Below are 17,161 nucleotides of genomic sequence, written 5' to 3' on the forward strand. Positions count from 1 at the left end.
GCGGTCGCTGCCAGCTTCCCGGCCGCCTGGAGTCGATCGAGCGTTTCGGACGTTAGCCGGCGGTAGCACTGGGTAGCGGCGGCTTGCCGTGCTCGTGCCACGGCTTGACCTTCGAGCGATCCGCCGTGGGGGTTCGGTTGACCAAAATCAGTGTTGAGCCGGTGGTTGCGCCGTCGCCGGTTCGTCGTCAGGGGCTGCGGCTGTGGCTGACCGTGGCCGCGGCGGTCGTCGCGCTCGCCGTCGGCGGGTTCGTCACCTTCAGGCTCACCAGGACCGTTCCGGCGCCGCAGATCAAGCAGACCTTGCCGCAGACGTACACGATCCCGGGCGCTGCGCCGGTGCTGCCGTGGCCGCAGGCGGGGCAGGCGGCGGTCGAGATTGACGGACTCGGCCGGGTGGGCAGCTCCGGTGGGTCGCGGCCCGTGCCGATCGCCAGCGTCACCAAGGTGATGACCGCGTACCTGATCCTGCGGGATCATCCCCTGCGCCTCGACGAGAACGGCCCCACGCTGATCGTCTCGCCGGAGGAGGCCGCCGCCTACCCGGCCCAGCTCGCCTCCGGCCAGTCGGTGGTCCAGGTGGTCGCCGGTGAGGTGCTCACCGAACGGCAGGCCCTCGAGGCCCTGCTGCTGCCCTCGGCCAACAACGTCGCCCACATCCTCGCCCGGTGGGACGCCGGCAGCAGCGACGCGTTCGTCACGAAGATGAACCAGACCGCGGCCCAGCTCGGCATGGCCGATACGAAGTACACCGACCCGTCCGGGCTCGACCCGACCACCGTGAGCACCGCCGCCGACCAGGTCACCCTGGGCCGGGTGGCGATGCAGGTGCCGGTGCTGGCGCAGATCGTGGCGATGCCGAAGGCCACGCTGCCCGTGGTCGGGCAGGTCGGGAACGTCAACACCCAGCTCGGCAAGGACGGGCTCGTGGGCATCAAGACAGGCTTCACCGACGAGGCCGGCGGCTGCCTGCTCTTCGCCGCCGAGTTCTCCGCGGAGGGGCAACGGTTCAGGGTCATCGGTGCCGTGCTCGCTCCCGGCCCGAGCCCGGCGGACGCCTTCGAGGCCAGCCGTCGCCTGGTACAGGCCAGCAGCGGCCTACTGCACAAGTACAAGGTCGTGCACTCCGGCGAGGTCGTGGCGACCCTCCGGGGACCGACGGGCAGGAGCACCACCCTCGCCGCGACCGGCGACGTGGACGTGGTCGGCTGGCCCGGCCTGACGTACCGGATCGACACGGTGGGCGCCTTGCCGGGCCGCATCGCGGCGGGCACCGGTGCCGGCACGCTCAAGTTCACCGCCTTGGCCACGGCCGCGACCACGGCCGTGCAGGCCACCCGCGCGCTCGAACCACCGAGTTGGTGGGAACGAATCACGCACGGGTGAGCGCAGCCTCGCACACGGCGTGGCCCGCGTGAGCGTCCGGCACGACGCGGTCAGCGCCCGGGTTCACTGTCCGGGGGTGTCCGTCTCCGCGGCGGTGATCGCTGTGAACGCTTCGAGGGCTGCCACATCACTGTCCGGCCGCCGGACGTACGCGTCAGCCCAGCCGGCGGCGTCCGGGTATCCGCTGGCGATGATCCGCTCGGCGGCGGCGTGGACGTCGTATCTCGTGCGCCGCAGTTCGACGGCCGGTCCGAGGATGCTGCCACAGTGTCGCCGGCCGGCCCCGCCGGCACCCTGCCGTCGAGCCCGGCGAGCAGTTCCCGCTCACCGTTGCCATGGACCCAGATGGCCTTGTCACCCAGCCCGGCCAGGCGGGCGACCGCGTCGGCGACCTCGGGGCGGGGCGGGTCGAACATGGCGATGAGGCCGAGGAGGGTGAGGTCGCGTTCGGCGTCTTCGCGCCGTGCGGGTGGATCGTCGCCGGGCAGGGCGCGGTCGGCGACGGCGAGGAGCCGCAGGCCGTGGCCGGCCACGTCGAGGGGCCGGACTGCCGGCTCCACCGCGGCATACCTGCCGCCGCCGCGGGGTACGCCGTCCGGACCCGGTGAATCGGGCAGTGGCGCGTGATGCGGGAGACGACATGACCAGTTCGGACCCGCTGGTGATCGTCGGCATCGACGGTTCCCCAGCCGGCGTGGGCGCCGTCCGCTGGGCCGCCGATGAGGCAGTACGCCTCCAACGGCCGCTGCAGATCACCCACGCGCTGGGCGCTTCGGGTCGGCACGAGCCGACGCCCGAAGACCTCCAACCGGTCGTGCAGGCCGCCGCCGAGGCCCAGAGCTTCCAACCCGGCCTCCACGTCATCACCAGCACGTGGCAGGGCGAGGCCGCCCAGATCCTCGTCGAACAGTCCCGCCACGCGAGCCTGGTCGTGGTCGGCAGCCGCGGGCCGAGTGACGTTGAGCCGCTGCCGGCGGATTCCCTGGGCGTGCGACTGGCGGTGCACGCTCACTGCCCGGTGCTCGTCGTCCCCGACGCGCAGCGCTGGGCCGACCCGGCCGCCGTGTTGCCGAAGCATCCACCGGTGCTGGTGGGCACCGACAGTTCGGACAATGCGCAGCTGGCCATCGAACTGGCCTTCGCTGAAGCGGCGTCACGTCACGTCGACCTGATCGCGGTGCGAGCCTGGCAGGAACCGCCGCGCCGCTGGGGTTTCGCCGCGAGCCCGGGCCGGTTCGCCGACCTCGCGGACCGGGCGCTGGCGGCGGACGTGGAGCCCTGGCGAGCCGAACATCCCCGGGTCCGGGTTGAGCTGCGTTGTCTTCACGGAGCTCCGGCGCCGGTCCTGCTCGCCGAGTCGCGTGACGCGCTCATGGTCGTGCTCGGCCCCCGCGGCACGGGCGGCTCCGACGAGCTGCGACTCGGGTCGGTCACCCAGCAGCTCCTCGAGCACGCATCCGCGCCGGTGCTGGTGGCCCGCCGCTGAGGCGCTCGAAGTTCATCAGCGAGGCGGTCAGCCGCGGACTGAGCCGTCGTCGTTCACCCTCAACGGCACGACCGTCGACATCAACGGCGCTGGGCGTGCCGGATGATCCGCGCGACGCTGGATACGACGAGCATCCGTTCCTCAGAACGGAGATGGCATCCGATGAGCGAACGCATCCGGAAGACGGCGGCCGACCGCGAGCGGGCCAATCTGGCCGACTACGCCTGGGTCCGGCACGACTTCACCTGGCAGCATGCCCGGTCGTGGTTGTCCGGCATGCCCGGTGGCCGGGGGCTCAACATCGGCTACGAGGCAGTCGACCGGCACGCCGCCGGCGAGCGGGCCGGTGTCGTCGCGCTCCGCTGCGTGGACCGCTCCGGCGCCGTGCAGGACGTCACGTACGCGGAGCTGGCCCGGCGCACGAGCCGCTTCGCCAACGCGCTGCGCGCCCGCGGCATCGGCCGCGGTGACCGCGTGTTCACCCTGCTCAACCGCACTCCTGAGCTGTACGTGACGGCACTTGGCACGCTGCGCGGCACCAGCGTGTGCGCGCCGCTGTTCCCAGCGTTCGGTCCCGAACCGATCCGGGAGCGGCTGTACCGCGGCGGCGGCAAGGTCCTGGTGACCACGCCCGAGCTGTACAGCCGGCGGGTGGCGCCGATCCGTGACGCCCTGCCGGAGCTGCGTCACGTGCTGGTCGTCGGCGACGGTCCCGCGCCGGAGGGCACCGAGTCGTTCGCGGCCGCGGTCGGCGCGGCGGCGGACACCTTCGAGGTGCCGCCGACCGACCCGGCCGACATGGCGTTGCTGCACTTCACCAGCGGCACCACCGGCCACCCGAAGGGCGCGGTCCACGTGCACGAGGCCGTCGTGGCGCATTACGCCACCGCCCTGTACGCGCTCGACCTGCGCCCCGACGACGTGTTCTGGTGCACCGCCGACCCCGGTTGGGTGACCGGCACCTCGTACGGCATCGTCGCGCCGCTGGTGCACGGCGCCACGGTCGTCGTCGACGCCGCCGAGTTCGACGCCCGCCGCTGGTACGACACCCTGCAGCGGCTGCGGGTGACGAACTGGTACACGGCGCCGACCGCGCTGCGGATGCTCATGCGGCACGGCGCGGAGCCGGCCCGCCGGCACGACCTGTCGGCGTTGCGGTTCATCGCCTCGGTCGGCGAGCCGCTCAACCCGGAGACGGTGCTGTGGACGCGGGAGGTGTTCGGCCGGCCCGCGCACGACACGTGGTGGCAGACCGAGACCGGCGCGATCATGATCAGCAACTACGCGGGCATGGACGTCAAGCCCGGCTCCATGGGCCTGCCGATACCCGGCGTCGAGGCGGCGCTGCTGGAGCGGGGCGAGGACGGGCGGGCCCGGATCGTCGACGGCGCCGTCCGCGTCCTGCACTCCCCGGGCGCCGTCGGTGAGCTGGCCCTGCGCCCCGGCTGGCCGTCGATGTTCCGCGGCTACCTCGGCGACGAGGAGCGCTACCGCGCCGCGTTCGCCGGCGGGTGGTACCTCAGCGGCGACCTGGCCAGACGCGACGACGAGGGCTACTACTGGTTCGTCGGCCGGGGCGACGACATCATCAAGTCGGCGGGGCACCTGATCGGCCCGTTCGAGGTCGAGAGCGTCCTCATGGAGCACCCGGCGGTCGCCGAGGTCGGCGTCATCGGCAAGCCCGACGCCGTGGCCGGCGAGGTCGTCAAGGCGTTCGTGTCGCTGAGGCCCGGGTATCAGCCGGTCGACGCACTGCGGCTCGAGCTGCTCGCGCTCGGCAGGCGCCGGCTCGCCGCGCTCGCCCCGAAGGAGATCGCCTTCGACCAGCATCTCCCCCACACGCGCAGCGGGAAGGTGATGCGGCGGCTGCTCAAGGCCCGCGAGCTCGGCCTGCCCGAGGGCGACCTGTCCACATTGGAGGTGTCGCGATGACCGCCGGAACCCAGCCGGTCATCCAGTCGGCCACCCAGCCGACGAGCCCGGCAGACCCGCGCGTGGACCTGCTCCGGCAGATGGTCCGGGTGCGCCGGTTCGAGGAGCGGTGCGTGCAGCTGTACAGCTCGGCGAAGATCCGCGGGTTCATGCACCTGTACATCGGCGAGGAGGCGGTCGCGGTCGGCGCGATCGGGGCGCTGTCCGCGGACGACGCCGTCGTGTCCACGTACCGCGAGCACGGCCACGCACTCGTCCGCGGTGTCGGCGCCGAGGCGGTCACGGCCGAGATGTTCGGCCGGGTCACCGGTTGCAGCCGCGGCCGGGGCGGCTCCATGCACCTGTTCGACATCGGCCGGCGCTTCTACGGCGGCAACGCGATCGTTGCCGGCGGCCTGCCGCTCGCGGTCGGGCTGGCGCTTGCCGACCGGATGCTGGGGCGTCCCGCGGTGACCGCGTGCTTCTTCGGGGACGGCGCGGTGGCGGAGGGCGAGTTCCACGAGTGCATGAACCTGGCCGCGCTGTAGCGGCTGCCGGTCCTGTTCTGCTGCGAGAACAACCGGTACGCCATGGGCACCGCGCTGGAGCGCACCCACGCGGTCACCGATCTGGCCGCGCGGGCCGGCTCGTACGGGATGCCGTCCGCCGCCGTGGACGGCATGGACGTGCTCGCCGTGCGGGCCGCCACCGCCGGCGCCGTCGCGTCCGTGCGCGGCGGCCGCGGCCCGTTCTTCCTGGAGCTGCGCACGTACCGGTTCCGGGCCCACTCGATGTACGACCCGGACCGGTACCGCGACAAGGCGGAGATCGCCCGGTGGAAGCGGCGCGACCCCATCGACCGGCTCCTCAAGCAGCTGCGCGACGGCGGGGTCGTCGACGCCGCCGAATTGGTGGCGATGGAGACGGCGATCGCGGCGGAGATCGACGCCGCCGTCGCCGCGGCAGACGCGGCACCGGTCGAGGACGTCGCCGACCTCACCCGCTTCCTCCTCGCCGAGCGAGGAGCCCGCAATGGCTGAGACCACCTACCGGGAGGCGCTGCGGGAGGCGCTGCGCGACGCGCTGCGGCGCGACGAGCGCGTCTTCCTCATGGGCGAGGACGTGGGCCGCTACGGCGGCGCGTTCGGCGTGAGCCTGGGCCTGCTGGAGGAGTTCGGCCCCGAACGGATCCGCGACACGCCGCTGTCGGAGTCGGCCTTCGTCGGCGCGGGCATCGGCGCCGCCATGAACGGCATGCGACCCATCGTGGAGATCATGACCGTCAACTTCAGCCTGCTCGCCCTGGACCAGATCATGAACAACGCGGCGACGCTGCGGCACATGTCCGCCGGCCAGTGCGGCGTGCCGCTGGTGATCCGGATGACGACCGGCGGCGGCCGGCAGCTGGCGGCGCAGCACTCGCACAGTCTCGAGGGCTGGTACGCGCACATTCCGGGGCTGCGCATCGCCGTGCCGGCGACGGTCGCCGACGCCCGCGGGATGCTGTGGACGGCGTTGCAGGACCCGGACCCGGTGCTCGTCTTCGAGCACGGCTCGCTGTACAACACCAGCGGCGACCTGCCCGACGGCGCCGGCCCCACCGACCTGGACCGTGCCGGGATCCGGCGGGCCGGCCGGGACATCACGATCGTCACGTACGGCGGGACCCTGGGCAAGACGCTGACCGCCGCCGAGGAGTTGGCGGACAACGGCATCGACGCCGAGGTGATCGACCTGCGGGTGCTCCGGCCACTCGACGACGTGACCGTGATGGAGTCGGTCGCCCGCACGCACCACGCGCTCGTCGTCGACGAGGGCTGGCGCTCCGGCAGTCTCGCCGCGGAGATCACCACGCGCATCGTGGAGCAGGCGTTCTACGAGCTCGACGCGCCGGTCGGCCGGGTCTGCTCGGCGGAGGTGCCGCTGCCGCACGCGCAGCACCTCGAGGCGGCCGCGCTGCCGCAGCCGACCGGTATCGTCCGCGCCGCGCGGGACCTGGTCGGCGCGTCGTGAGCGAGTTCCGGATGCCGTCCCTCGGCGCTGACATGACGGACGGGACGCTGCTGGAGTGGCTCGTGCACCCCGGCGATCCGGTGCACCACGGCGATGTCGTCGCGGTCGTCGACACCGACAAGGCCGCCATCGACGTCGAGTGCTTCGCCGACGGCGTCGTCCAGGACCTCGTCGTCGAGCCCGGGCACCGCGTCCCGGTCGGCACCGTGCTGGCCACCATCGCCGACACCACGGCACCGCCCGCCGCACCACCTGCCGGCGCACCGCCGCCAGCCGCCGTGCGGGCGCCTGCGCCGCCGTCGACGGGCGACGGCGGCGGGCCGTCTCTGGTCCTGTCGCCGCTGGTACGCCGGCTCGCTGCCGCCCGTCACGTCAACCTCGCCGCGCTGCACGGCAGCGGCCCCGGCGCCCGCATCATGCGCGTCGACGTCGAGCGGGCGGCGGCCGCTCCCACCCGGGTGCGGAGCACACCGCTGGCGCGGCGCCTGGCCCGCGAGCTCCGGGTAGACCTCACCGCCGTGCCCACCGCGGCGGACGGCGTCGTGCACGCCGGCCAGGTGCGCCACGCCGCGGACACCGTGGCCCGGGGTGCACCGAGCGCACCAGCGGCGGCCGCCGCGGCAGACCGGACCGCCGGCATGCGGACGACGATCGCCGCGCTCATGGCCAGGTCCAAGCGCGAGATCCCGCACTACTACCTGACCGACAGCGTGGACCTCGCCGCCGCCATGGCGTGGCTGCGCGAGTGCAACCGCCGGCTGCCGGTCGCCCGGCGGATCGTGCCGGCGGCGCTGCCGCTCAAGGCGTCCGCGCTCGCCGCGCGTCAGGTGCCTCAGCTCAACGGCTTCTGGGGCGAGCACGGATTCGCGCCCGGCGGCGGTGTCCACGTCGGCGTCGCGGTCTCGCTGCGGGGCGGCGGGCTCGTCGCACCCGCCATCCACGACGCCGACCAGCTGGACCTGGCCACACTCATGGACCGGATGCGAGATCTGGTCACCCGCAGCCGCGGCGGCCGGCTGCGCGGCTCGGAGATGGCCGACCCGACCATCACCGTCTCCAACGTCGGCGAGCAGGGCAGCGAGTCCATCCTCGGGGTCATCTACCCGCCCCAGGTCGCCCTCGTCGGATTCGGGCGCATCGTCGACCAGCCGTGGGCGGTCGACGGGCTGATCGGCGTCCGGCCCATCGTGCGCGTCAGCCTCGCCGCCGACCATCGGGCCACCGACGGTGCGGTCGGCTCCCGCTTCCTCGACCGCATCGCCCGGCTCATGCAGAAACCGGAGGAGCTATGAACCAGGACGAGGCAACCGAGGCGATCCATGCGGCGCTGCGCGAGGTCGCACCCGACGTCGACCCGACGGCCGTGCCATCGGACGCCGAGCTGCGTGAGGCGTTCGAGCTGGACTCGCTGGACTTCCTGCGCGTCGTCGAACTGCTCACCGGGCGCACCGGAGTCCGCATCGACGAGGACGACTATCCACGGCTGACCACGATCAGCGCGGCAGCCGAGTGGCTCTGCACGGCCGCCGCCACCTGACCGCAGCCTGCCGGGCACTCCGTCACCCTTGCGGAGGATCTCACCCCGGTCGTGCCCGATCGCCGCCGCCGGCGCGGGCAGGTCCCGCGGCGACGAGCGGTCGTGGTCACGGCGTCTCCTGCGGGGCCGGTGCCGACCTCGCGGCGACCGGTCCGTACTGTGCGTGTCCCGGCGGGGCGCAGAGCTTTGCGGTCAGCCGCGCGGCGAGCGTGCGCAGCGGGGTGGTGGCGTGCACCGGCACCGGCACCGGTCCGGTCAGCCGCCGGGCCGCCTCAGGCAGCCAGTTCAGTTCGGTGGCGCACCGGTCCCGAGCCGCCCGGAGCTCGCCGACCGGGTCGCCCGGTGCGGTGCGCCGCCCGCCGAGCATCACCGGCACCAGCAACGGTTCGCGCCCGGAGGGAGCGGGCTCCTCGCGCAGGGCGAGCACGTCACCGTCGTCGGCGCGGGGATGCCGGTACACCTGTTTGGCGCCGGGCCAGGTGACCTTGCCGGTGGACAGCTTCATCACCGGCCGGTCGCCGTACGCGACGAGTTTGTAGACGCTGTCGAGCGACGGGGCGTCCGCGGAGACGCCCATCCTGGTACCGATGCCGTAAGCGTCGATCGGTGCGCCCTGCGCGACCAGTGCGGCAACGGCGTGCTCGTCGAGTCCGCCGCTCGCGACGATCATGGCCTGGCGCAGCCCTCCTGCGTCGAGGATCTGCCGCGCTCGGCCGGCGAGCGCGGCGAGGTCGCCGGAGTCCAGCCGGACGCCGAGGCGACCGGTCAGGCCCAGTTCGGCCGCGACGTCCACGGCGGCGTGCAGCCCCGCCTCGGTGTCGTAGGTGTCGACCAAGAGGATCGGGTTGTCGGGGAAGTCCGTGGCGAACGCGCGGAACGCCGATCGCTCGTCGGGGAATGCCTCGATGTACGAGTGCGCCATCGTCCCCGACGGGTGCAGCCCGTACCGGCGGGCGGCGGCGAGGTTGCTGGTCGCTGCGAAGCCGGCGATCGCCGAGCACCGCGCCACGGTCGCCGCCGCGCCCAGGCCCTGGGTGCGGCGGAACGCGAAGTCGATCAGTTCGGCGTCCGGCGCGGCGAGCCGGCAGCGGGCCGCCTTGCTGGCCACCGTCGTGCCGAAGGTGATCACGTTGAGCACTGCGGTCTCGACCAACTGCGCCTCGGCGAACGGTGCGGTGACCTCCAGCAGCGGTTCGTCGGCGAAGACCAGGCGCCCCTCCGGCACGGCCCACACGTCGCCGGTGAACGTCATCTCGCGCAGGGCCGCCAACGACCCGGCATCCAACGCGGTGGCCTGCCGCAGGTACTCGATCTCGTCCTCCTCGAACCGGAAACCCTCGAGGAAGTCCAGCGCCTCCGTCAGTCCGGCCGCCACCAGAAACCCGCGGTCCGTCGGCAGACGCCGAGCGAACAGGCTGAACGTCGCCGGCCCGGTCATCGCCCGGCGCAGGTAGGCCGCCGCCATCCGCACCTCGTACATGTCGGTGCACAAGCCTGTCATGGGAATCCTCACCCCCTCCCGGCCGGCCGGAAACAGCTACCGGTCCTCATCTCCCCAGTTGTTCTGCGTTCACTCTGGCCGGCATGGGTCGCCCCGGCCGCAGGCGACGACGGTCCGCACCGACGAAACTCCCGACCGGTCCCTTGAGCGGGCGGCCCGGCTGGCCCGTCCGCACGAGACCACGACCCGGCGACGGCGCGGCCGACACGGCACAGGAACCGCTGACCGACACATGAAGGGAGCCGCCAGGTGCTCGGCTCGGCATGAGTCGCAGCGCCCGGGGAATGGAATCGATCGTAGGAACGATGCGGAGGAAACGATTGCCGTGCAAGCACACGTCGGGGACCGGCTCATCGAAGAAGGCACGCACGTCGGAGACCATCGGCGCATCGGTGTCATCACCGCCCTGCGACACGACGCCACCCGGCGAACTGCCGGAGGGGCCGCACCACTGAGGAGCCGACAATGCACGCCAAAAACATCATGACAGCGCCGGTGCACACCGTACGTGCCGATGCGCCGCTGGCCGACGCGGTGGCGCTGCTGGAGCAGAAGTCCATCACCACGCTGCCTGTCGTCGACGAGCAAGACACCCTGGTCGGGTTGATCAGCGAACTCGACGTGCTCCGGCAGCAGTCGGCTGCCGCGGCGGGCGGCGTGGCTCCGGGCGGCCGGGGTTCCCCCACGCCGCGCGTCGGCGAGGTGATGTCCAGTCTGCCGCTGGTGGCCTGGCCCGAGGCCGACGTCTCCACCATCACGGCCGCCATGGTGGAGCAGGGCGTACACAGCATCCCGGTCGTCTTCGAGGAGCACGTCATCGGCATCGTCAGCCGGTGCGACGTGCTCCGGACGATCCTGCCCACCGACGACTCCGCCCAGCGCGAGGCGCAGCGGCGCCTCGACAGCTACGCCGGCGGCCGGCACCGCTGGTCGGTCGCGGTCCACGACGCCACGGCGACCGTCGACGGCGGCTTCGACGACGACACGGAGCTCGCGGTCGCCGTGGCGCTGGTACACACCACGGTCGGAGTGAACGCGGTCCGCGTGGCCGCACGGTCCGGCGCGCACCGGACAGGATCGTAGGACGGCTGCGCCCGTGACGGAGGCGTGGACGCTGCAGTTCGACGGGTCCGACCCGGCCCGCGAGGGGTTGCGGGAAGCGTTGTGCACCCTCGGCAACGGCTACCTCGCCACCCGCGGCGCCCTGCCCGAGCGCGACGCCGGCGGGCCGTACTACCCGGGCACGTACGCCGCCGGCTGCTACAACCGTCTGCAGGACGACGCCGCGGGCGACACCGTCGAGAACGAGAGCCTGGTGAACCTGCCCAACTGGCTGCCGCTGACGTTCCGAGCCGATGACGGCCCGTGGTTGGGCCAGGCCGACGTGGAACTGCTCGACCAGCGGCACGAGCTCGACCTGCGGCGCGGCGTGCTGACCCGCCAGTTTCGCGTACGTGACAGCGACGGCCGGGTCACGGCGGTGACGCAGCGGCGGTTCGTGCATCTGCGCCACGAGCACGTGTGCGGGCTACAGGTCACGCTCACGCCCGAGGGCTGGTCAGGGACATTGACCGTGCGTTCCGAGGTCGACGCCACGACCAGCAACCACGGGGTGGCCCGTTACCAGGACCTGTCCGGCCAGCACCTGATGCTGCTGGACGCCGAACCGGCGGGCACGGACACCGTGCTGTGCGTGGTGCAGACCAACCAGTCACACATCCGTGTGGCCGAGGCCGCGCGCACCCAGGTCCACGACCAAGGGCACCCGGTCGACGCCGGACGCAGGGTGAGCCGGGAGCCGGGCCGCATCGGCCACGAATTCGAGCTCGATGTCTCGAGCGGGCAGCAGGTCACCGTCGAGAAGCTCGTCACCGTCCACACGTCGAGGGACAACGCGATCTCCGATCCCGCCGATGAGGCGGTGCAGCGGTCACGCTGGCTGGCCGGCTTCGACGAGCTGCTCGACGAGCACGTGCTGGCCTGGCGGCACCTGTGGCGGCGGTTCCGCATCTCGATGCAGGGCGAGGAGCGCCGTGTACTGCCGACGGTGCGCCTGCATCTGTTCCACCTGCTGCAGACGGTGTCGGAGAACAGCGTCGACGCCGACGTCGGGATTCCGGCCCGCGGGCTGCACGGCGAGGCGTACCGAGGACACGTGCTGTGGGACGAGCTGTTCGTCTTCCCGATCCTGAACCTGCGGATGCCGTTGCTCAGCCGCGCGCTGCTGCGCTACCGGTACCGCCGGCTGCCGTGGGCCCGGACGAGTTCCACACCGGCTATCCGCACACAGACGCGGAGGGCATCGACAACAACGCCTACACCAACGTCCTGACGGCATGGGTGATGCTCCGCGCGCTGGACGTCCTCGACCTGCTCAGCGCCGATCGCCGCGCGGAGTTGGTCGAGACGCTGGGCATCGCCCCCGGTGAGCCGCAGCACTGGCAGGACGTCTCCCGCCGGATGTACGTGCCGATCCGGCCCGACGGGATCATCGACCAGTTCGACGGGTACGCGGACCTCGCCGAGCTGGACTGGAACGCCTACCGCGACCGGTACGGTGACATCCGCCGCCTGGACCGCATCCTGGAGTCGCAGGGCGACAGCCCCAACCGGTACAAGGCATCCAAACAGGCCGACGTACTGATGCTCTTCTACCTGCTGTCCGCCGACGAGCTCGGGGTGCTGATCGACCGGCTCGGCTACTCGCTGCCGTCCGACGCGATACCGAAGAACATCGAATACTACTTGTCCCGTACCGCACACGGCTCCACACTCAGCGCGGTGGTGCACGCATGGGTCCTCGCCCGCAACCATCGCGCGCAGGCATTGCGCTACTTCGTCGAGGCGCTCGACACCGATGTCGCCGACATCCAGGGCGGCACCACCGCCGAGGGCATACACCTGGCGGCCATGGCCGGATCGGTGGACGTGCTGCAGCGCTGCTTCGCCGGCGTGGAGACCCGCGACGACACGCTGATGCTCAACCCGTACTGGCCGCCGCACCTGGGCGTGCTGGAACTCGACATCCGCTACCGGGCGCTCCCGCTGACGCTGCGAATCACCGGGGACACCGTCCGGGTCGAGGCCGGCCCCGGCCGACAGCCACCGATCCGGCTGTGTTGCCGCGGCCAGGCGGTCCTGCTCGGCCCTGGCGAGATCGTCGAATTCCCCGTCTCGCAACGCGGCACGGCCGTCAGTGAGGGTGAGGCCGGGTGCTCCGACGATCGCCACCGCACCCCGGGGGCGGGTCGGCGAATGCCCGGCTGACCGAGCCGAGCCGCAGTGGCGCCGGGCTTGTCCGTTACCGGTGGATGTTCGCCGGTGCGTAGGTCCCCGGCGTCGCTGTGTCTCCTCCGCCGCGGTCCAGTGTGATGCCCAGTTCGGCCAGTTCGGTGGCACGGGCAAGGTCGCCGGGAGTCACGATGCCGGTCAACCGGCCGTCGGTCACGACCGGGGTCAGCCGGTGGCCGCCGGCCAGCACCGTCGGGGCGGCGTCCATCAGGGGGGCGGCCGGGTCCAGCACATGGGTCCGGTCGACCGGTGCCGAGACGGCGCCCAGTCGTGTCCGGTCCCGGTCGGTGCCGGGAACCTTGGCGAGCGTGGTGAGGCTGACCAGGCCGGCCAGCCGTCCGTCCAGGTCCAGGACCGGGAAGATGCGGTGCGGGTGGCGGCGCGCCACGGTGGCGACGAAGTCCGCGACGGACTGGCTGATGTACCCACATGCGACTGGTGCCGTCATGACGTCGCCGACCCGAACCCCGGCCAGTGTCTTGCGCAGCATCACGTCAGTGGTTTCCGCGCGGGCGGCCGACGCGACGAACCACCCCAGCACCGCCAGCCACAGCCCGCTGAGGTTGGCGGCCAGCAGCACCTCGAGGAGACCGGCGGCGATCAGCAGCGCGCCCAGCGCCATCCCCGCCCGGCCGGCGGCGCGGCGGGCGGCCGCCCGGTCACGCCGCACCCACCACAGGACGGCAGCGAGCACCCGGCCGCCGTCCAGCGGTGCGCCAGGCAGCAGGTTGAACACCCCGAGGATGGCGTTGACGACGGCCAGCCACGCCAGCCCGGTGACTGCCAGCGAGCCGGCGTCCGTTGCGGAGGCGACAGCCGCGCCGGCGGCGAACACCCCGGCACCGGCCAGGCTCACCACCGGTCCGGCCAACGCGATCAGCAGGTCGGCCCGTGCGTGCGGAGGCTCGCCGTCCAACTCGGACACGCCGCCGAGCATCCACAGGGTGATCGCGCGTACCCGGACTCCGTAGTGCCGGGCGACCAGCGCGTGGCCGAGCTCGTGAGCCAGCAGCGCGGCCAGGAACAGCAGCGCCACGACCACCGCCACACCCCAGTACACGGCCGTCGCATACCCCCGCGCCCCGCCGGGCAGGATCACCGACGCCAGCCCCTGCACCAGGAGCAGCATGATCACGAAAACGGACCAGTGCACCCCGATCGGGATACCGGAGAACCGGCCCAGCCGCGCGGTCTGCCGCATCGCCACCACCGACCTCCCGTAACGGCGCCCGGCCCGCGGTTCCCGTGGACCCGAGCCAGCAGCAACCTTGCGTTGCTACCCGCAGGCCGGCGACCTCGAACCGTCCTGCAGCAAGAACGTCTCTGCTCCCGGCTGCGCGGCGGTCCGCGAGTCGCGCCGGGCCGCTGACGCGTCAGCGCCTTGGTCATCCGGGGGGCATACGCTGGAAGTCGACCGACGCCCGCGACGTTTGCTGACCGAACCGGCTACCGCTACCGGCATGAACGCCGCGGGCGCTACTTCGGCGAGCACAGGAGACGGTTACCGCTGGGCGAAGAGGCAGGCGATACACGATGCTCAGCTCCTCCTTCAGCCGGGAACGGATCGCGCTCGCGGCGGCGGTCCTCGGGCCGTTGGCCGTCGCCGTGGTCCTGATTCCCTTCCGTACCGCGATCTCCGGCGCGAACCTGGCGCTGGTCCTGGTGGTGGCTGTCGTCGCGGTGGCCGCCATCGGCAACCGCCTGGCCGGCGCGCTCGCGGCCTTGTCCGCCGCAGCGTGGTTCGACTACTTCCTGACCGAGCCGTACGAGCGGTTCACCATCGCCGCGAACACCGACGTCCTCACGGCGATCCTCCTGCTCGCCGTCGGCCTGGCGGTGTCGCAGCTGGCCGCGCGGGCCAACCGTCTGCGCCTCGTCACCATCACCGACGCCGACCACCTGGCCCAGATCTTCCGGACGACCCAGCTGGTCCAGTCCGGCGCCACCCCCAACCAGATCGTCAACCAGGTCCGCCCCGAGCTGGTCGACCTGCTGCACCTGCGCGGATGCCGGTTCGAGCAGGGACGCCTGCTCGGCCGTCCACCGCGGCTCGAACCCGACGGCAGCATCACGCCAAAACCCATGCACTCGTCGTCGCAGGCGGGCGAGCTACCGGACGAGGACGTCGAACTCAGAGTCTGCGCCGACGGCGTCTACTACGGGCGCTTCATGCTCACCCCCACCCCTGGCGATGCCGTGCCGCTGCAGGCCCGGCTCGTCGCGGTCACCCTCGCCGACCAGGTCGCCGAGGCATTCGACGCCGTACGCACCACCAGGCCCGATCACCGGCCCTGACCGAATGGGTGACCACGAAAGGACGTCCAGGGTCCGTTGGAGCACGCCCGGTTCCAAACCGTTTGGAACCGAACAAGTTGAGTCAAGGGATCCAGGAGCGACATGCTTGACCAGACATGCAAATCAACGAATGAAATGGGGACCAGGACCACCGACGAAACCACCGCCAACCGCGTAGCCGTCATAATCGAGATCAAAGGCTCATGGAACAAGGAGATATCCGCTAAGCGCACAGCACCTCTACGAGGAGGATCGTCGCCGTGCCGTTCTGCACCGCGGCACGCTGCGCATCCGACAGATCAGCGCGCTCGAACACGAGCTTGCGCCTATCGCCGCGGAGCTCGGCGGCCTTTCCCAGCCGGTAGACGACCACCGACGCGGACGGTGTCACCCCTTCGGGCTGGTATCCGCTGGCGACTGCGTCGTAAGCACCGTAGCTGCCCAGTTCCGGCGAATCCCGCAACTTCACCTGGTGCAGGTGGAACGCCCGGATCGGGTCGACGCCGACCGGCCCGACCAAGTACGTCCTCGACACGTCCTCGACGCGTCCTCGACGCCGTCATACCAGCGATGCGTCTCCTCGAAGCCGTCGACGCGGAGCCCGGCGACGCATGGCGGCGGCTGCTCCGACCGCACATACCACCAGACCCCGACCGCGCCGACCAACATCACGCCGAGCGCCACCGCCAGGACCGCGACAAGGCGACCGCTCCGTGGAGACCTCACACCGCCCTCGACCGGCTCAGGTGCGCTCAACAGTTGCTACCACCCGTCTGCGTGCAGACCATACCAGTCCTTCTTGAGCCCCAGATCGTAAAATTCCGTCCCGGCAAGCGACCCGAGACCCGCGAGGAAGAACGCCCCGCCCACCGTGAGTGCGACGGTCGTCGTCCACGGGTTGGCCTGGGCCGCCCACATTGCTCGCGAGCCGATGATCGTCCGGTCGTAGAACGTCGAGGCCTCCTGCATCAACAGCGCCAGCAGGTAGGCGGCATCGACGCCGACCTCGGCCGCGATCCGGATAACGTCCTCGGTCTAAGCCAGGAGATCCGGGTTGCCCGAGCCCTTCCTGGCCTGGGCGCACAGGTCCTCGAACTTCGGCTTCGGGGCGGCCCGCGGCCGGTAGTAGGTCTTGCCGTTCTTGTCCTTCGCGGAGCTCTTCTCGGTGGTCCCGTTGCCGTACCCCCGGGTTGCCGCGCGTTTCGTCGCCCGCGCAGTCGTCCTCGCCGCTGCACGTCCTCAAGGCCCGTGGCATCGCTCGACGTGAGTCGAACTCACCCATGACGCTGCCACCTGCGGACACGTCCGGCCGCCCGAGATCCACGCCGACGTCTGCTGCGAACTCTGCGGACTCGACTTTATGGACCACTCGCTCTAACCGGCGCCAGACAACGCCACACCCTCACAACAGTGAGCGGCCGCCCTCCCCCTAGAGCGTCCTAGGACAATGATGGAGGTCTGTGTTTCATGCTGCCGGCGACCGCCCCGTCGGCGACCGGCAGCATGAGGGGCGCTCTGGCTCATTTGAACAAGCCGTCGACATGCGTGAGCCGCCGCCCTTTGCTGCCCGCCACCTGGTGTCCGGCGGGTTCGGGCTCGTCCGTCTGATCGGGGTCAATGAGGGTCAAATGACCAAGAGCCGCCTTCCCCGGGTTCCGCAGATGCATGTCGGTTCTAGGTGGTGAAAGTATGCGTTGAGCTGCGGAAACACGGCTTGGCCGAGTGACGGGGCGTGTCACTAG

General features: G+C 71.7%; 16 protein-coding genes and 1 pseudogene. 13 read left to right on the plus strand and 4 right to left on the minus strand.

The genetic code is table 11. The features are described from left to right. Positions 1–161: 161 nt before the first annotated feature. From AB0I21_RS49270 to AB0I21_RS49305, 8 genes and pseudogenes are all read left to right on the plus strand, one after another. Complete coding sequence (locus AB0I21_RS49270; protein ID WP_360571705.1) at positions 162–1,385, plus strand: D-alanyl-D-alanine carboxypeptidase; 1,224 nt, start codon at positions 162–164, stop codon at positions 1,383–1,385. A gap of 335 nt (positions 1,386–1,720) precedes the next feature. Continuing rightward, complete coding sequence (locus tag AB0I21_RS49275; protein ID WP_360571707.1) at positions 1,721–1,993, plus strand: hypothetical protein; 273 nt, start codon at positions 1,721–1,723, stop codon at positions 1,991–1,993. A gap of 32 nt (positions 1,994–2,025) precedes the next feature. After that, positions 2,026–2,871 carry a universal stress protein gene (locus AB0I21_RS49280; protein WP_360571709.1) on the plus strand — a complete coding sequence of 282 codons (846 nt, stop codon included), beginning with the start codon at positions 2,026–2,028 and terminating at the stop codon, positions 2,869–2,871. Positions 2,872–3,033: 162 nt separating this feature from the next. Further along, entirely contained in the window at positions 3,034–4,803 is a 1,770-nt protein-coding gene (gene acsA, locus AB0I21_RS49285; RefSeq protein ID WP_360571711.1) for an acetate--CoA ligase, read from the plus strand. Between the two features lie 80 nt (positions 4,804–4,883). Further along, positions 4,884–5,822: pseudogene (pdhA, locus tag AB0I21_RS49290) on the plus strand (pyruvate dehydrogenase (acetyl-transferring) E1 component subunit alpha). Further along, positions 5,815–6,795 (plus strand): alpha-ketoacid dehydrogenase subunit beta, encoded by a 981-nt coding sequence (locus tag AB0I21_RS49295; protein WP_360571713.1) that lies wholly within the window; start codon positions 5,815–5,817, stop codon positions 6,793–6,795. Before pdhA ends, AB0I21_RS49295 begins: the two are co-directional and overlap by 8 nt. Then, complete coding sequence (locus AB0I21_RS49300) at positions 6,792–8,087, plus strand: dihydrolipoamide acetyltransferase family protein (protein WP_360571715.1); 1,296 nt, start codon at positions 6,792–6,794, stop codon at positions 8,085–8,087. The genes AB0I21_RS49295 and AB0I21_RS49300 overlap by 4 nt, the downstream gene beginning before the upstream one ends. Further along, a complete protein-coding gene (locus AB0I21_RS49305; protein ID WP_360571717.1) occupies positions 8,084–8,332 on the plus strand; it encodes an acyl carrier protein in 249 nt (82 codons plus the stop codon). The genes AB0I21_RS49300 and AB0I21_RS49305 overlap by 4 nt, the downstream gene beginning before the upstream one ends. Positions 8,333–8,438: 106 nt before the next feature. On the opposite strand, the gene AB0I21_RS49310 is transcribed toward AB0I21_RS49305, so the two are convergent. Then, the gene (locus AB0I21_RS49310) at positions 8,439–9,833 is read right to left on the minus strand and encodes a nicotinate phosphoribosyltransferase (protein WP_360571719.1); all 1,395 of its coding nucleotides are present in this window, start codon (positions 9,831–9,833) and stop codon (positions 8,439–8,441) included. A gap of 232 nt (positions 9,834–10,065) precedes the next feature. On the opposite strand from AB0I21_RS49310, the gene AB0I21_RS49315 reads away from it, so the two are divergent. The 4 genes from AB0I21_RS49315 to AB0I21_RS49330 are packed head-to-tail and all read left to right on the plus strand — an operon-like array spanning position 10,066 to position 13,100. Beyond that, positions 10,066–10,320, plus strand: coding sequence for a DUF1918 domain-containing protein (locus tag AB0I21_RS49315; protein WP_360571721.1), 255 nt, complete (start codon positions 10,066–10,068; stop codon positions 10,318–10,320). Next, positions 10,317–10,916 (plus strand): CBS domain-containing protein, encoded by a 600-nt coding sequence (locus AB0I21_RS49320; protein WP_360571735.1) that lies wholly within the window; start codon positions 10,317–10,319, stop codon positions 10,914–10,916. The genes AB0I21_RS49315 and AB0I21_RS49320 overlap by 4 nt, the downstream gene beginning before the upstream one ends. Positions 10,917–10,929: 13 nt before the next feature. Then, positions 10,930–12,165 (plus strand): hypothetical protein, encoded by a 1,236-nt coding sequence (locus AB0I21_RS49325; RefSeq protein ID WP_360571723.1) that lies wholly within the window; start codon positions 10,930–10,932, stop codon positions 12,163–12,165. Continuing rightward, the gene (locus AB0I21_RS49330) at positions 12,084–13,100 is read left to right on the plus strand and encodes a glycosyl hydrolase family 65 protein (protein WP_360571725.1); all 1,017 of its coding nucleotides are present in this window, start codon (positions 12,084–12,086) and stop codon (positions 13,098–13,100) included. Before AB0I21_RS49325 ends, AB0I21_RS49330 begins: the two co-directional genes overlap by 82 nt. 34 nt (positions 13,101–13,134) lie before the next feature. Here AB0I21_RS49330 and AB0I21_RS49335 read toward each other — a convergent pair whose 3' ends face one another. Continuing rightward, complete coding sequence (locus AB0I21_RS49335; RefSeq protein ID WP_360571727.1) at positions 13,135–14,325, minus strand: site-2 protease family protein; 1,191 nt, start codon at positions 14,323–14,325, stop codon at positions 13,135–13,137. 332 nt (positions 14,326–14,657) lie between these two features. Here AB0I21_RS49335 and AB0I21_RS49340 point away from each other — a divergent pair, with 332 nt between their 5' ends. Beyond that, positions 14,658–15,419, plus strand: coding sequence for a DUF4118 domain-containing protein (locus AB0I21_RS49340; RefSeq protein WP_360571729.1), 762 nt, complete (start codon positions 14,658–14,660; stop codon positions 15,417–15,419). A gap of 223 nt (positions 15,420–15,642) precedes the next feature. On the opposite strand, the gene AB0I21_RS49345 is transcribed toward AB0I21_RS49340, so the two are convergent. After that, complete coding sequence (locus tag AB0I21_RS49345; RefSeq protein WP_360571731.1) at positions 15,643–15,954, minus strand: hypothetical protein; 312 nt, start codon at positions 15,952–15,954, stop codon at positions 15,643–15,645. Between the two features lie 227 nt (positions 15,955–16,181). Next, positions 16,182–16,391 (minus strand): hypothetical protein, encoded by a 210-nt coding sequence (locus tag AB0I21_RS49350; protein WP_360571733.1) that lies wholly within the window; start codon positions 16,389–16,391, stop codon positions 16,182–16,184. Positions 16,392–17,161 lie beyond the last annotated feature (770 nt).

Source organism: Dactylosporangium sp. NPDC050588 (assembly GCF_040654975.1).
In the GTDB taxonomy this organism is placed as follows: domain Bacteria; phylum Actinomycetota; class Actinomycetes; order Mycobacteriales; family Micromonosporaceae; genus Dactylosporangium; species Dactylosporangium maewongense.

Excerpts from the sequence above, each read along its gene's own strand:
- AB0I21_RS49275 (WP_360571707.1), top strand. The coding sequence starts at position 1,721 with ATGGACCCAGATGGCCTTGTCACCCAGCCCGGCCAGGCGGGCGACCGC.
- AB0I21_RS49280 (WP_360571709.1), top strand. The coding sequence starts at position 2,026 with ATGACCAGTTCGGACCCGCTGGTGATCGTCGGCATCGACGGTTCCCCA.
- acsA (WP_360571711.1), top strand. The coding sequence starts at position 3,034 with ATGAGCGAACGCATCCGGAAGACGGCGGCCGACCGCGAGCGGGCCAAT.
- AB0I21_RS49295 (WP_360571713.1), top strand. The coding sequence starts at position 5,815 with ATGGCTGAGACCACCTACCGGGAGGCGCTGCGGGAGGCGCTGCGCGAC.
- AB0I21_RS49305 (WP_360571717.1), top strand. The coding sequence starts at position 8,084 with ATGAACCAGGACGAGGCAACCGAGGCGATCCATGCGGCGCTGCGCGAG.
- AB0I21_RS49310 (WP_360571719.1), bottom strand. The coding sequence starts at position 9,833 with ATGACAGGCTTGTGCACCGACATGTACGAGGTGCGGATGGCGGCGGCC.
- AB0I21_RS49315 (WP_360571721.1), top strand. The coding sequence starts at position 10,066 with ATGAAGGGAGCCGCCAGGTGCTCGGCTCGGCATGAGTCGCAGCGCCCG.
- AB0I21_RS49320 (WP_360571735.1), top strand. The coding sequence starts at position 10,317 with ATGACAGCGCCGGTGCACACCGTACGTGCCGATGCGCCGCTGGCCGAC.
- AB0I21_RS49335 (WP_360571727.1), bottom strand. The coding sequence starts at position 14,325 with ATGCGGCAGACCGCGCGGCTGGGCCGGTTCTCCGGTATCCCGATCGGG.
- AB0I21_RS49340 (WP_360571729.1), top strand. The coding sequence starts at position 14,658 with ATGCTCAGCTCCTCCTTCAGCCGGGAACGGATCGCGCTCGCGGCGGCG.